Source organism: Bradyrhizobium sp., assembly GCF_027307225.1.
Taxonomy (GTDB): domain Bacteria; phylum Pseudomonadota; class Alphaproteobacteria; order Rhizobiales; family Xanthobacteraceae; genus Bradyrhizobium.
The window spans coordinates 1-15,190 of sequence record NZ_DAHUXJ010000140.1; the positions used below are offsets into that span (position 1 = coordinate 1).

The following is a 15,190-nucleotide window of genomic DNA, read 5'->3' on the forward strand; positions in this document are numbered from 1 at the left end:
GCAGTACAAAAATATGCTTCGACGTATCCATTCCAATGCGGATAATCTGTCCCACCGACGGCTCCCTTGTCTGAGATTTGCAACAACCTCATTCTGGCACACTGATGCCGTAGGGGGCCGTCCACCCCATCAACCACTGGCAACGGTCGTCAACTGGGCTGGGGCACCAACCTCAGTCACATCGAACATCGGTGGCTGATGGGTCCCGGAGCGCGCTTGCTCACGCTCGCTTGTCCGGGACGACGAGAAATCACGCCCCGCCAGGATAATTCGGCGCTTCGCGGGTGATCGTCACGTCGTGCACGTGGCTTTCGCGCAAGCCGGCACCGGTGATGCGGACGAACTGCGCCTTGTCGTGGAATTCGGCAAGGTTACGCGCGCCGACATAGCCCATCGCGGCGCGCAGGCCGCCGGCGAGCTGATGCATGACATTGGCGACCGGCCCCTTGTAGGGCACCTGCCCCTCGATGCCTTCCGGCACCAGCTTGAGCGTGTCCTTGATGTCCTGCTGGAAATAGCGATCGGCGGAGCCGCGCGCCATCGCGCCGACCGAGCCCATCCCGCGATAGGCCTTGTAGGAGCGGCCCTGCCACAAAAACACTTCACCCGGCGTCTCGTCGGTGCCGGCAAGCAGCGAGCCGACCATGGCGATGTCGGCGCCGGCCGCGAGCGCCTTGGCCAGATCGCCGGAGAACTTGATGCCGCCGTCGGCGATCACGGGCACGTCGGCTTTCTTCGCCGCCTCGACCGCATCCATGATCGCGGTGAGCTGCGGCACGCCAACACCGGCGACAATTCGCGTGGTGCAGATCGAGCCCGGGCCGATGCCGACCTTGATCGAATCTGCGCCCGCATCGATCAGTGCCTGCGCACCTTCCTTGGTGGCGACATTGCCGGCAATCACCTGCACCGCATTGGACAGCCGCTTGATGCGGTTGACCGCCTCCAGCACCCGCGCCGAATGCCCATGAGCGGTGTCGACCACGACCAGGTCGACGCCGGCATCGATCAGCAGTTCGGTGCGCTCGAAGCCGCCTTCGCCGACGGTGGTCGCGGCCGCCACACGAAGGCGGCCCTGCGCGTCCTTGCAGGCAAGCGGATGGGCGACGGCTTTTTCCATGTCCTTGACGGTGATCAGGCCGACGCAGCGATATTGCTCGTCGACGACCAAGAGCTTCTCGATGCGATGCTGGTGCAGCAGCCGCTTGGCCTCGTCCTGGCTGACGCCCTCGCGCACGGTCACGAGATTTTCATGCGTCATCAGCTCGGAGACTTTTTGTCTTGGATCGGTGGCAAAGCGCACGTCGCGGTTGGTGAGAATGCCGACCAGTTTTCCCGGCCTGCCTTCGCCGGCGCCGGTGACCACGGGAATTCCGGAAATACCATGGATGCTCATCAGCGCGTGCGCGTCCGACAGCATCGCATCGGGGCCGATGGTGAGCGGATTGACCACCATTCCGGATTCATACTTCTTGACCTGGCGCACCTGCGCCGCCTGGCCCTCCGGATCGAAATTGCGGTGAATGACGCCAACGCCGCCCGCCTGCGCCATGGCGATCGCCATGCGCGCTTCGGTGACGGTGTCCATGGCCGAGGCCATGATCGGAATGTTGAGCGGGATGGCGCGGGTGACGCGTGAGCGGATATCGGCTTCAGAAGGCAGAACGTCGGAAAGGCTAGGTTTCAGCAGCACGTCATCGAAAGTGAACGCTTCACTGATCGCCGGAAGTCCCTGTACCTGCGCCATTACCAACTCCGTCTGAATTCTGGATAAGCCAAAGCGACGGCGAAGGCTGGCTTCGCCGTCGAATCGGGCCCATCGGTAGGGTTGGCGGTGGTCGATAGCACGCCACCATCACGAATCAAAGGGGCCAATCCGCATTCCTGCGGATGGCCCCAACAAGGTCAGTAGCGGCAAAAAAGCCGCCGACATGCCTTTGGGCATGCCAGGCGGCATCAATTTCCGGCTTAGTTGCGGAATTCCTGCGCCGTGCGAACGCGCGACGAACCACTTTCGAGGCAGCGCCGGGCCGTCGCGATCTCGGCTTCGGTCGCGCCCTTGCTGCGCGCCCAAGCCTCAGCCATTTCGGCACTATATCTTGCTACATAGTAGCGAACGACCGAGCATGACGCGCGATGGAAAATTCCTTCGGCAGAGGCTTCAACCGGCGCCAGTGCAAAGAGGACGGCGACAACGAAGAGCAAGCGAAGCCCCATCTGCGGGTTTTTCCTTCTCTCAAAACACGTACAGGGAAATGTCGAGCAACACGGCTCGCGATAAGCGGCTTAGCTCTCACGATGACTACAGCCGTACAACCCCATCTCAAACATATCAAGCAGGGGAGCTATGCAGGTGTGGACACGTTAAGGTTTCTGCACAAAATCGCCACAAACGGACAACGAAGCCATCTCCTCACATCTTGTCGGAAACGCTTGAAATCAAAGGCTAACGATGGTGAATGCGCGTGTTCCATGATGGTCACCATGCCATATATGCGGAACCCCCCGCCTTAGTTCCCCTCCATCACGAAAAATCTCAATGAACAAACAGCGTCTGATTCCGCTCATCGTGGCCACGGCCCTGTTCATGGAGAACATGGATTCGACCGTCATTTCAACGTCCCTGCCGGCGATTGCGGGCGACATCGGGACGAGCCCGCTGACGCTCAAGCTCGCTATCACCTCCTATCTGTTGTCGCTCGCCGTGTTCATTCCGGCGAGCGGCTGGACCGCCGACCGCTTTGGCCCACGCCTGGTGTTCTCGAGCGCGATTGCCGTCTTCATGGCCGGCTCGATCGGCTGCGCGCTGTCGGGATCGGTGACGGATTTCGTGATCGCGCGCACGCTGCAAGGCATTGGCGGCGCTATGATGACGCCGGTCGGGCGTCTTGTGCTGTTACGTTCGATCGACAAGAGCGCGCTGGTGAACGCCATGGCCTGGGTGACGGTACCGGCGCTGGTCGGGCCGGTGATCGGACCGCCGGTCGGCGGGTTCATCACCACCTATTTCTCCTGGCACTGGATCTTCCTGATCAATATCCCGATCGGCCTGCTCGGCATCTTCATGGCCTTACGCTTCATTGATCCCATCAAGAGCGACAGCCGCGAACCGTTTGATCTCTACGGCATGGTGCTGGCCGGGCTTGGACTGGCCGGCATCGCCTTCGGCCTCTCGGTCGCCGGACTCAATCTGTTGCCGTGGAGCGTTGTCGCATCGCTGGTGGCGATCGGCGCGATCTCGATGACGCTTTACGTCATCCACGCCCGGCGAACCGCCTCTCCAGTGCTCGATTTCGCGCTGTTGCGGCTCCCAACCATGCGCGCCAGTATCGTCGGCGGCTTCCTGTTCCGCGTCGGCGTCGGCGCGCTGCCATTCCTGCTGCCGCTTCTGATGCAGGTCGGATTCGGCCTCTCCCCGTTCCGCTCGGGGCTGGTGACGTTTGCCTCCGCCGTCGGGGCCATGGGCATGAAGACGCTGGCTGCGCGCATCATCCGAGCCTTCGGATTCCGCAACCTGATGACCGTCAACGCCGTCATCGGCTCGGTCTTTCTCGCTGCCTGCGCGCTCTTCACGGCAACGACGCCGCTGCTTCTGATCGCAATCATTCTGGTGGTCGGCGGCTTCTTCCGCTCGCTGGAATTCACCGCGATCAACACCGTCGCCTACGCCGAGGTCGATCCGCCGCAGATGAGCCGCGCCACCACGCTCGTCAGCGTCAACCAGCAACTGGCGATTTCCGCCGGTGTCGCCATTGGCGCCCTCTGCGTGGAATCCACCCTGTTGATGCGCCACGTGCAGGAACTCACCGCCGACGCCTTTGCGCCGGCATTTCTCCTGGTAAGCGTGATATCGATGATGTCGGCCTTCCTGTTCTGGCGCATGCCCGACGACGCCGGCCACGAAATTTCAGGCCGCAAGGCGGTCGAGATTTCCAGCCGCAAGGGGGCGGCGAAAGAAGCGGTCAAGGCCGCAAGCCAGGGTACCCAGGACGCGCGAGATCAGAAGTTGGGGTGACAAGACCGCCGCTGCCTCATCCCTCCCCCGCGTCAGCGTGGGGAGGGTGGCACTTCGCGAGCAGAGCGAACGAAGTGTCGGGTGGGGGCGTCAGTCCGCCCGTCCATCGCAAAGATCCGGCACTTGGCCAAGTTTCCAAACATGCATTGCGATGAGAAAACTCCCCCACCCTGGCCTTCGCTCCGCTTCGGCCTTCCCTCCCCGCTGCTCGCTACGCTCGCGGGGGAGGGATAAGCAAGAGACGCAACTCAAAGCCCGGCTCCTTCCCGTCCCTACACCCCGTCGCCAATGGTGGCGCGCCGACTATTCCGGTGCGCCAGACAGTTGCGGAAGATCGTCAGTGATCGTGAACCACGGAGCCTTGCTGCCAACGTGGACGTGGAGCTTCGGTTCGATGCCCGGATCGTCATCCAACGTGCCCAGCGGCAGGCCATAGTATTTCGGGTAATCGTCGAACTTGCTCAGGATCGGAGAGCCGCACACCCGGCAAAACCCCCTGTAATTTCCCGGTGACGATTCGTAAAAGGTGATGAGTTCCTCGCCTTGCACGAATTCAAAGTCAGCCGATTTCACGCTGGCCCGGCTACGGAAGGCGCTCCCTTGCGCCTTTCGACACATCGAGCAATGGCAATTCATGGCGCCAGATAGCTGCCCGCGGATCTGATACCTGACGCCGCCGCACAAGCAACTTCCGCGCAACATGTGCACCTCCCCTTGTTCCTTAAACCGGACGCTAGCCCAACCGTGACGAAGTTATTGTGAACTCTTCGTTCCGCGAAATCCCGTCGCCAGCACATAGCGCTCGGAAGAGTCCTGCCGGCTGGCGGCAGGTTTCACATGGCGAACGCCTGCATAGTCGCGTTTGAGCTGCGCCATCAGCTCGGCATCCGCCCCGCTTTGAAAGGTTTTCGCGAGGAACGTGCCGCCCGGCTTCAGCACCTCGGCGGCAAAGGCGGCGGCCGCTTCCACCAGCCCAACCATCCGCAACTGGTCGGTCTTGCGATGACCGGTGGTGTTGGCCGCCATGTCGGACATCACGACATCGGCGCGCCCGTCCATCATCGCGACCAGCCGCTCCGGCGCACGCTCGCCAAGAAAATCGAGTTGCGCGAAGGTTACGCCCGGGATCTCCGGCATCTCGAGCAAATCGATCGCCACCACCCTGCCCTTGCCGCTCGCAATGCCGACCCGCTTGGCCGCGACCTGGCTCCAGCCGCCGGGCGCCGCGCCGAGATCGACCACCGTCATGCCGGATTTAAGCAAATGATATTTGTCGTCGATCTCGGTGAGCTTGTAGGCCGCACGCGAGCGCAATCCCTCGCGCTTGGCGCGCGCCACATAGGGATCGTTGAGCTGCCGTTCCAGCCAGAGTTTTGAGGACAGCTTGCGCTTGCCCGCGCTCTTGACGGTAACGTGCAGCCGCCCGGTCGTGTCTTTCGCCATGTGATGCCTGATGCGCTTACCGGTTGGCCAGCGCGCCGTCTTCGCGCATCATTTCCACCAGCATGCCCTCGCGAAGCCCCCGGTCGGCGACGCGCAGCCGCCGCAGCGGGAAGGCGTTGCGGATCGCATCGAGAATGGCGCAGCCCGCCAACACCAGATCGGCGCGCTCGACGCTGATGCAGTGGTTGGCGGCGCGCTCCTGATAGCTCATGCCGAGCAGCCGGGCGATGGTTGCGGTAATCTCGGCATCGTTCATCCAGATGCCGTCGACCCGCCGCCGGTCGTAGCGATGCAGGTTGAGATGGATGCCGGCGAGCGTCGTCACCGTGCCCGAGGTGCCGAGCAGATGCATGTCCGTCAGGTCCCGGGCATGCTCGGCCGCGAAAGGAGCGACGTGCTTTGCGACTTCAGCGGTCATCGCGGCGTAGCATTGCTCACTGACATCGCGGCCGCCGAAATGCTCGGCCAGCGTCACCACGCCGAGTGGAATCGACATCCACGCCTTGATGCGCGCCGTCGGCTCACGCAACGAGGGATCGCGCTCGATCCGCACCAGTTCGGTGGACCCGCCACCGATATCGAACAGGATCGCGCCGCGTCCCCTGGGATCGAGCAGCGGCGAGCAGCCGATCACCGCGAGCGCCGCCTCGGTCTCGCGGTCGATGACCTCGAGGCGAATGCCGGTTTCGGCCGCGACACGGTCTCGGAATCCGTCGGCATTGGAGGCCGCGCGGCAGGCTTCCGTTGCGATCAGCCGCAGCCGCCTCGCCTTCCGCGACCGGATCTTGTCGCGGCAAACGGCGAGCGCGGCGATCGCGCGTTCGATCGCCGCCTCGCTGATGCAGCCGGTGGCCGAGATGCCCTCGCCGAGGCGCACGATCCGCGAAAACGAATCGACCACGCGAAAGCCGTCCACGGTGGGACATGCGATCAACAGGCGGCAGTTATTGGTGCCGAGATCGAGCGCGGCATAGACCTCGGTACCCGGCACCAGCCTTGCCGCGGCGGCATCCGCCGCGACCGGTATGGCCAGGCCTCCGCGCGACGCCGCGTCGTCGCGAGCCCGCGTATCCTCATTCATTCAATTGTCTTTCTCGGGGCTAGCGCCCGCCGAGGAATGTCGGTTTCGGGGGCAACTCTAGCAGTGGCGAGGCTAGTGGCAAGGGCGGTGCAGCAATCCCTATATACCACCATGCCTATTCTGCCGTTGTCGCCAGCAGAGGCGTAGTTTATTGGGGTTTGGGCTGCCAAAGCCGCAGAAAAGGCGGCCATTTTCGGATATTTTAGATGCAAGATCACACCTCCCCAACCTCCCTCGAAAACGCTCTCGCACTGCAAAAATATGGGGTCGGCCAGCCGGTCCGCCGCAAGGAGGACGACACGCTGGTCCGCGGCAAGGGCAAATATACCGACGATTTCAACCTCCCCCGGCAGGCCTACGCCTGGGTCGTTCGCTCCAGTCATGCCCACGGCGTGATCCGCCGCATCGACACCGAGACCGCCAAGGCCATGCCGGGCGTGCTCGGGGTATGGAGCGGAACCGATCTGGTGGCAGCCGGCTATGGTCCCTTCACTTGCGCGCTGCCGCTGAAGAGCCGCGATGGCACGCCGCTGCACCAGACCAATCGCACCGCGCTGATGACCGACAAGGTGCGCTATGTCGGCGACCCCGTCGCCTTCGTGGTCGCCGAAACGCTGGTCCAGGCCCGCGATGCCGCCGAGGCGATCGAGGTCGACATCGATGCCCTGCCCGCGGTCACGGATCCCGAAGAAGCGGCCAGGCCCGGCGCGCCGCTGCTTTATGACCACATCCCCAATAACGTCGCGCTCGACTACCATTTCGGCGACGCCGAGAAGGTCGAAGCGGCCTTCAAGAGCGCAGCCCACGTCACCAAAATCGACGTCATCAACAACCGCGTCGCAGTGGTGGCAATGGAGCCGCGCGCAGCGCTCGCGTCCTACGACAAAGCAAGCGAACGCTTCACCATTCAGGTGCCGACCCAGGGCGTCGCCGCCAACCGCACCGGTCTTGCCAAGAATCTTCTGAAGGTTCCGCACGACAAAGTGCATCTGCTCACCGCCAATGTCGGCGGTTCGTTCGGCATGAAGAACATCAACTATCCCGAATATATCTGCATTCTGCACGCGGCGAAGGCGCTGGGCCGGCCGGTGAAATGGACCGACGAGCGCTCGACCAGCTTCTTGTCCGACAGCCACGGCCGGGCGCAGAAGATCCATTGCGAGCTGGCGCTCGATGCCGACGGCAAATTCCTTGGCCTGAAGGTCTCCGGCTATGGCAACCTCGGCGCTTACATCACCGGCGTCGCGCCGCTGCCGCTGTCGCTCAATATCGGCAAGAACATTGCAAGCGTCTACCGCACGCCCATGATGACGGTCGATATCAAGACGGTGCTGACCAACACCACGCTGATGGGCGCCTATCGCGGCGCCGGGCGGCCGGAAGCGAACTATTTCATGGAGCGGCTGATCGATCGTGCAGCCGACGAAATGGGCATCAACCGGCTGACACTTCGCAAGCGAAACTTCATCAGGCCGGCGCAGATCCCGTTCAATGCCTCCTCCGGCATGGTCTATGACAGCGGCGATTTCCAGGGCGTGTTCGAGAAGGCGCTGCAAATTTCCGACCATGCCAACTTTGCCAAGCGCAAGAAGGAAAGCCGAAAGCAGGGCAAGCTGCGCGGCATCGCCGTCGGCTCCTATCTCGAGGTCACCGCGCCGCCGAATGTCGAACTCGGCAAGATACTGTTCGAGGACGATGGCTCGGTGAAGCTCATCACCGGCACGCTCGATTACGGCCAGGGCCACGCCACGCCGTTCGCGCAGGTGCTCTCGGCGCAGCTCGGCGTTCCCTTCGAGCGCATCAAGCTCGAGCAGGGCGACAGCGATCTGGTGCATACCGGCAACGGCACCGGCGGCTCGCGCTCGATCACCGCAAGCGGCATGGCGATCGTCGAGGCGTCAAAACTCGTGATCGAAAAGGGCAAGCACGCCGCCGCGCATCTGATGGAAGCCGCCGAAGGCGACATCGAATTTGCCGACGGTCGTTTCACCATCGCCGGCACCGACCGCTCGATCGACATCCTGGAACTGTCACACCGCCTGCGGGAGGGCAAGATGCCGGAGGGCGTGCCCTCCTCGCTCGATGTCGATCACACCACGGGCCCGGTGCCCTCGACCTTCCCCAATGGCTGCCATGTTGCCGAAGTCGAGATCGATCCCGAAACGGGAATCGTCGAGGTCGTGCGCTACACCGGCGTCAATGATTTCGGCACGGTCGTCAATCCGATGCTGGTGGCCGGCCAGTTGCATGGCGGCGTCGCGCAAGGCATCGGTCAGGCCTTCATGGAGCATGTCAGTTACGACGCCAGCGGCCAGCCGATCACCGGCTCGTTCATGGATTATGCGCTGCCGCGCGCCGAAGACATCCCGCATATGGAAATCGGCGACCATCCGGTGCCGGCCAAATCCAACCCGCTGGGCACCAAGGGCTGCGGCGAAGCCGGCTGCGCCGGCTCGCTGTCGACGCTTGCCAATGCAGTGCTCGATGCGCTGTCGGAGCTCGGCATCACCCATATCGACATGCCGCTAACGCCCGAACGGGTCTGGCGCGCGATTCGCGATGCCAAGGTGAAGATGGCTTAAGGTACGTCGTCATTCCGGGGCGATGCGTAAGCATCGAACCCGGAATCTCGAGATTCCGGGTCTGGTCCTGCGGACCATCCCGGAATGACCGCGCGGTAAGACGTGATTGTTCAAAAAGTTGAGCGGCGAGCATGACAAGAAATGATCACCCCCTGGAAAGGGACCATTTGCGAAAGCGCGCGGCACTTCTTTTGGCACTTAGTAGGACGCGCGGTGCGCTCTATGACCTCGCTGACAGTTCCCCTGAAGTACGGCGCATTTTAGAACTTACCAGTACGGCGAGGATTGCAGAAATACTGAGCTGTTCGGAACGTGAGTTGGCAATCGACTGGAATGAATATCTCACGCGCTCTGGAGCTGATCGCATCAAGGGAGTCTAGGAAACCGCTCACGCCCTACGCCGCCGCCTCCTCCCGCGGCTGGTAGATCGCGATATGCTTGCAGTGCGCCAGCGGCGTGATGCCGTTGCCGACGACCAGCGCATCCAGCTCGACGAAGTGATGACCCTTTTTCTCGAAGTTTTCGACGACCCTGGCGCGCGCGGTCAATTCATCGCCGCGTCGCGCCGCGTTCAAGAGCTGCATCCGGCTGCCGACATGAATCCACGGCCCCAGGATCGCATTATCGACCAGCACCCTGTTCATCACTCGCTGCAGCAGCCCGGGATGACCGAGACCCTCGCGAACAAAGATCGTATCGACCTCGCGTACCTCGTCGAGATATTCGTCCGCGGCGTCCCCGGCCCAGTTGCGCGGCATCGAGCCCAACCATTTGCCAAGCTCGTAGGAAGCCGGACTAACCGGTTTCCGCTCCGCGACCGGCGCGGTGGCCGGATAGTCGGCGACCGAGAGCGACGGCGGGGCCACCGGCAACGAAGCCGTTCCGGTCGCGCACAGCTCGCCGCGGCTTTCGAGTTGGATCGAGATCATGCCATCTCGTTCTTCTCCCCTGACATCGGCGATCTCGCCGTCATAGACCGGCTTGACGAAACGCGCCTCGATCAGGCCGCGTTCGAGAAAGTCGCGCCCCCATTTTGCGATCGGCAGATGCATCATGTAGGCCATGACATCGACGCCGGGGACGAGGCCGCCACTGAAGCCGAAACGGCGCGCGACAGTGTCGTCGTGCATCTTGTTTTCGGACAATTTGGCGGTGTTGTAGGCCTCGACGCGATAGGTTTCGATCAGGCCTGTCATGACGCCATTTCCCCTTGTCGATCTCGCGAGTGATCGTACGCCAAGGGAACGCGGTGACAAGGGCACCCTTCAACGAGCCCTGCCCTCGCATTTTGGTGCCTGATGGGCTACCACGCAGGCCTTACATCCCCCATCTGTTCACGATCAATGACAACGCCCGCAAATCCAACCCGCATCTATGTCGATGCCGACGCCTGCCCGGTGAAAGACGAGATTTACCGGGTCGCGGCGCGGCACGGCCTTCCCGTCAGTGTAGTCGCCGGCCAATTCATCCGGGTGCCGCACGATCCGCTGATCGAGCGGATCGCGGCGGGATCAGCCATGGATGCCGCCGACGACTGGATTGCAGAACGAGCTGGCCCTGGCGACATCGTCATCACATCCGATATTCCGCTCGCCAGCCGCTGCGTGAAATCAGGCGCCGAGGTGATCGCACCGAACGGCAAGCCGTTCACGGAGCAATCGATCGGCATGACGCTCGCGGTCCGCAATCTCATGACTGACCTGCGCTCGTCGGGCGAAGTCACCGGCGGACCGCGAGGCTTCTCTCCGCGCGACCGCTCCGCCTTCCTGTCGGCGCTCGACCAGGCCATCCGCCGCATCCAGCGCCGCCGGGCGGACGCGCCTGCATCCAGCCAAGGCTGAAGAGAGATCATGGCCCCGCCGCTCATCCAGCTCAAGGATATCAGCCTCACCTTCGGCGGCACGCCCTTGTTGTCGGGCGTCGAGCTGTCGGTGTCGGCGGAAGAGCGCGTTTGCCTGATCGGCCGTAATGGCTCCGGCAAATCGACGCTGCTCAAGATCGCGGCCGGTCTCGTTGAGGCGGATCAGGGCAGCCGGTTTGTGCAGCCCGGCGCGACCATCCGCTATTTGCCGCAGGAACCGGATTTTGCTGGCTTCGCCTCCACGCTCGCTTATGTCGAGGCTGGACTCGGTCCCGGCGACGACCACTATCAGGCTCGTTATCTGGTGGAGCAACTCGGCCTTCGCGGCGACGAAGATCCCGCCCACCTCTCCGGCGGCGAGGTTCGCCGCGCAGCGCTTGCGCGCGTGCTGGCGCCCTCCCCCGACATCCTGCTCTTGGACGAGCCGACCAACCATCTCGATCTCACCACCATCGAGTGGCTGGAGAGCGAACTGAATGGTCGCCGCGGCGCGCTCGTCATCATCAGCCACGACCGCCGCTTCTTGTCCAACCTGTCGCGCACGACCGCCTGGCTCGACCGCGGCCAGATCCGGCAGATCGATCGCGGCTTTGCCTCGTTCGAGTCATGGCGCGACGAGGTATTGGCCGAAGAAGAGCGCGAGCAGCACAAGCTCGACCGCAAGATCGTCAATGAAGAGCACTGGCTGCGCTATGGCGTTTCGGGCCGCCGCAAGCGCAACGTCAAGCGGCTCGGCAATCTGCTGGCGCTGCGGCAACAACGCCGCGACTATCGCGGCGCGGCCGGCAACCCCAACCTCGCCGCGGCCGAATCCGATAAGTCCGGCCGGCTGGTCATCGAGGCCAAGAACATCAGCCGAACCTACGGCGAGCGCACGATCGTCGACGGCTTTACGATCCGCATCCAGCGCGGCGACCGGGTCGGCATCGTTGGCCCCAACGGCGCCGGCAAGACGACGCTGATCGAGATGCTCACGGGAGCCAATCCGCCGGACAGCGGCAGTATCCGATTCGGCGCCAATATCGAGATGGCGACGCTAGACCAGCATCGCGAAAGCCTCGATCCGAAATCGACGCTGGCGGAAGCCTTGACCGGCGGCCGCGGCGACCATGTCATGGTCGGCGGCAAGCCGAAGCATGTGGTCGGCTACATGAAAGACTTTCTGTTTTCCGAAGAACAACGTCGCACCCCGCTGGAAGCGCTCTCCGGCGGCGAGCGCGGCCGGCTGATGCTGGCGCGCGCGCTGGCGAAGCCTTCCAACCTCCTGGTACTCGACGAGCCGACCAATGACCTCGATCTCGAAACCCTCGACGTGCTCGAGGAAATGCTGGGCGATTACGAGGGCACGGTGATCGTGATCAGCCATGACCGTGACTTCCTCGATCGCGTCGTGACATCCGTCATTGTGCCCGAGGGTAACGGCCGCTGGATCGAATATGCCGGCGGCTACACGGACATGCTGGCGCAGCGCGGCGCCGATCTCAAGCGCGAGCCAGCAAAGACTGCTCCCGCCGAGAAGAAAGCGGCCGAGAAGGAAATCAGTGTCGCAGCGCCTTCGCCCGCGCCGAAGCGCCGCCTCTCCTTCAATGAAAAGCATGCGCTGGAAAAGCTGCCAAAGACCATCGCCAAATTGCAGGGCGAAATCGAAAAACATCGGCTGACGCTTGACGATCCCGATCTCTACGCCAGGGATCGCAAGAAATTCGATCAGGCGTCCGCCGCCATGACCAAGGCGCAGCAAGAATTGCACGTCGCCGAGGACAAGTGGCTCGAACTTGAAGTGTTACGTGAAGAGATAGAACAGGCATAAGCGCCGAAAGAGAAGAACGCCATGACCACGCCCCTCGCCGCCAAAATCGCCCGCGAATACGGCACGCCGATTGCCGTGATCGACATGGACAAGGTCGAACGCAATATCGCGCGGGTGCAAAAGGCCTGCGATGCGGCGGGCGTCGCCAATCGCCCGCATATCAAGACGCACAAGAGCCCGATACTGGCGAAAATGCAGATCGCAGCCGGCGCCCATGGCATCACCTGCCAGAAGCTCGGCGAAGCTGAGGTGATGGCGGATGCGGGTATCGACAACATCCTGATCAGCTACAATTTGCTCGGCGAAGAGAAGATGGCGCGGCTTGGCGCCTTACAGGCCAAGGCCCGTATGACGGTCGCGGCGGACAATCCAACTGTCGTCGCGAGCCTCACGCAGGCCGCAGCCGCCTCGGGGCGCCCGCTTTCGGTCGTGGTCGAATGCGACACCGGTCGCAAGCGCGCCGGCGTCGAGACGCCGGCGGAAGCGATTGCGCTCGCACGGCAGATCTCGGATTCCAAAGGCCTCGTCTTTGCTGGCTTCATGCTTTACCCGACCGAGACCGGCTGGGCGGAAGCGCAGAAATTCTACGACGAGGCGCTCGCCGGCATTCGCGCGCACGGGCTCGATGCGACGATGGTCTCGACCGGCGGCTCGCCGAATCTGAAGAATCTCGGCAAGCTCAAGGGCGCCACCGAACACCGGCCCGGCACCTACATCTATAACGATCGCATGCAGGTCGGCGCGGGCGTCGCGAGCTGGGACGACTGTGCGCTCAATATTTATTCCACCGTGGTCAGCCGCGCCGGTGCCGATCGCGGCATTCTCGACGCGGGATCGAAGACGCTGACATCGGATACCGGCAGCGGGTTGGACGGCCACGGGCTGATCCTCGAACATCCGGAAGCCCGGATCGCGAAGTTCGCCGAAGAGCACGGCTTCCTCGACCTCGCCCGCAGCAACACCCGGCCGGAAGTCGGCGATGTCGTGCGGATCGTGCCCAATCACGTCTGCGTCGTCGTCAACATGATGGACGAGGTGGTGATGGTGCGCGGTGACGAAATCCTCGGCACGCTGAAGGTCGAAGCGCGGGGGAAGCTGAAATAGGCGAGTAGCGAATAGGGAGCAGCGAATGGATTTTCGCTATTCGCTAGTCACCATTCGCGCCTAACCACTTCAACGCGCCCCTCCCCGCCGCAACTCCGGTCGCGAAACAGGCCTGCAGCAGATAACCGCCGGTCGGCGCCTCCCAATCAAGCATTTCGCCCGCGACGAACACGCACGGCAATCGCCGCAGCATGAAATCCGCGTCGAGTTCGTCGAACGCAACGCCGCCCGCACTGGAAATGGCCCGCGCAATCGACGCAACACCGGTGAGCTTGATCGGCACAGCATTGATCAATTCGGCAAGTTTTTCCGGTGGCAATGACAAAAGCGCCACCGAAGAAGCAATCGAAGCTTCCTGCAGCAAGCCGATGGCGACCGGGGACAATTGCGCGGCCTTGCGCAGCCAGTTCGAAAACGTCTGTTTGTTCCGTGGAGCCGATAGCCGTCGGATGAGATCGCCCGACGAAATATCCGGCCGGAGTGCGATGTGCAACGTCGCATGCCCCGATGCCAAGACGGCGTCGCGCAATTCGGCCGACAGCGCATAGACGGCGCCGCCTTCGATGCCGTCACGCGTGATCATCGCCTCGCCGCGGACGCTGCGTTCACCACATGATAGCGCGATCCCCTTGAGCGGTTCACCCCCAAAGCGCTCGCGAAAGATGTCTGACCAGTCGACGGCAAATCCGCAATTGGCGGGCCTGAGCGACGCTACCGTCACGCCCTTGCTGGGCAAGGTCTCCACCCAACCGCCATCCGATCCCAATCGCGGCCAGCTTGCGCCGCCCAGCGCCAGCACGGTCGCATGGGCCTCGACCATGCGCGTTCCCTCCGGCGTCTCGAACAGCAGCCGCCCGTTGTCATCCCAGCCCCTCCAACGGTGACGCAGACAAAAAGAAACGCCTGACGCGTCGAGGCGCCGCAGCCACGCCCGCAACAGCGGCGAAGCCTTCATGGCCCTTGGGAACACGCGCCCGCTGGAGCCGACGAATGTCGGCTGGCCCAGCGCCTCGGCCCACGCGCGCAAACGATCCGGCGGAAAGGCTTCGATGGCAGCGCTGAGTTTCGGCGCGGCTTCCCGGTAGCGGGCCAGAAACGTCTCAAGCGGTTCGCTGTGCGTCAGGTTAAGCCCGCCGCGACCAGCCATCAGGAATTTTCGCCCTACCGACGGCATCGCATCGAAGACGGTAACGGCCGCACCACCTCGCGCCAGTACTTCCGCCGCCATCAGCCCGGCGGGACCAGCGCCGATGACGGCCACTCCCGTTTGCATTCTATTGCCTACAGCACCGAG

Annotated in this window: 12 protein-coding genes; 5 read left to right on the top strand and 7 right to left on the bottom strand. The window is 63.1% G+C overall.

The genetic code is table 11. The features are described 5' to 3' along the window. Nucleotides 1-250 precede the first annotated feature (250 nt). Together guaB and M6D32_RS23280 are read right to left on the bottom strand one after the other, a co-directional pair. Nucleotides 251-1,747 carry an IMP dehydrogenase gene (gene guaB / locus M6D32_RS23275; RefSeq protein ID WP_298260707.1) on the bottom strand — a complete coding sequence of 499 codons (1,497 nt, stop codon included), beginning with the start codon at nt 1,745-1,747 and terminating at the stop codon, nt 251-253. 221 nt (nt 1,748-1,968) lie between these two features. Further along, nucleotides 1,969-2,217 carry a hypothetical protein gene (locus tag M6D32_RS23280; protein WP_298260710.1) on the bottom strand — a complete coding sequence of 83 codons (249 nt, stop codon included), beginning with the start codon at nt 2,215-2,217 and terminating at the stop codon, nt 1,969-1,971. Between the two features lie 322 nt (nt 2,218-2,539). On the opposite strand from M6D32_RS23280, the gene M6D32_RS23285 reads away from it, so the two are divergent. Beyond that, a complete protein-coding gene (locus tag M6D32_RS23285) occupies nt 2,540-4,015 on the top strand; it encodes an MFS transporter (protein WP_298260712.1) in 1,476 nt (491 codons plus the stop codon). Nucleotides 4,016-4,318: 303 nt separating this feature from the next. Here M6D32_RS23285 and M6D32_RS23290 read toward each other — a convergent pair whose 3' ends face one another. The 3 genes from M6D32_RS23290 to M6D32_RS23300 are packed head-to-tail and all read right to left on the bottom strand — an operon-like array spanning nt 4,319 to nt 6,539. After that, nucleotides 4,319-4,717, bottom strand: coding sequence for a GFA family protein (locus M6D32_RS23290; protein WP_366145856.1), 399 nt, complete (start codon nt 4,715-4,717; stop codon nt 4,319-4,321). Between the two features lie 51 nt (nt 4,718-4,768). Then, on the bottom strand, nt 4,769-5,458 hold the full coding sequence (locus M6D32_RS23295) for an RlmE family RNA methyltransferase (RefSeq protein WP_298260714.1): 690 nt from the start codon (nt 5,456-5,458) through the stop codon (nt 4,769-4,771). Nucleotides 5,459-5,474: 16 nt separating this feature from the next. Continuing rightward, nucleotides 5,475-6,539, bottom strand: coding sequence for a Ppx/GppA phosphatase family protein (locus M6D32_RS23300; protein ID WP_298260716.1), 1,065 nt, complete (start codon nt 6,537-6,539; stop codon nt 5,475-5,477). 206 nt (nt 6,540-6,745) lie between these two features. Here M6D32_RS23300 and M6D32_RS23305 point away from each other — a divergent pair, with 206 nt between their 5' ends. Further along, entirely contained in the window at nt 6,746-9,121 is a 2,376-nt protein-coding gene (locus tag M6D32_RS23305) for a xanthine dehydrogenase family protein molybdopterin-binding subunit (protein ID WP_298260718.1), read from the top strand. A 395-nt stretch (nt 9,122-9,516) separates the two neighbouring features. On the opposite strand, the gene M6D32_RS23310 is transcribed toward M6D32_RS23305, so the two are convergent. After that, entirely contained in the window at nt 9,517-10,317 is an 801-nt protein-coding gene (locus M6D32_RS23310; protein WP_298260720.1) for a hypothetical protein, read from the bottom strand. A gap of 147 nt (nt 10,318-10,464) precedes the next feature. On the opposite strand from M6D32_RS23310, the gene M6D32_RS23315 reads away from it, so the two are divergent. The 3 genes from M6D32_RS23315 to M6D32_RS23325 are packed head-to-tail and all read left to right on the top strand — an operon-like array spanning nt 10,465 to nt 13,896. Next, nucleotides 10,465-10,962 carry a YaiI/YqxD family protein gene (locus M6D32_RS23315; protein ID WP_298260722.1) on the top strand — a complete coding sequence of 166 codons (498 nt, stop codon included), beginning with the start codon at nt 10,465-10,467 and terminating at the stop codon, nt 10,960-10,962. Between the two features lie 9 nt (nt 10,963-10,971). Beyond that, entirely contained in the window at nt 10,972-12,792 is a 1,821-nt protein-coding gene (locus M6D32_RS23320; protein ID WP_298260724.1) for an ATP-binding cassette domain-containing protein, read from the top strand. 21 nt (nt 12,793-12,813) lie between these two features. Then, nucleotides 12,814-13,896 carry a D-TA family PLP-dependent enzyme gene (locus M6D32_RS23325; protein ID WP_298260726.1) on the top strand — a complete coding sequence of 361 codons (1,083 nt, stop codon included), beginning with the start codon at nt 12,814-12,816 and terminating at the stop codon, nt 13,894-13,896. A 43-nt stretch (nt 13,897-13,939) separates the two neighbouring features. Here M6D32_RS23325 and M6D32_RS23330 read toward each other — a convergent pair whose 3' ends face one another. Continuing rightward, complete coding sequence (locus M6D32_RS23330) at nt 13,940-15,169, bottom strand: TIGR03862 family flavoprotein (RefSeq protein WP_298260728.1); 1,230 nt, start codon at nt 15,167-15,169, stop codon at nt 13,940-13,942. Between the last annotated feature and the right edge of the window lie 21 nt (nt 15,170-15,190).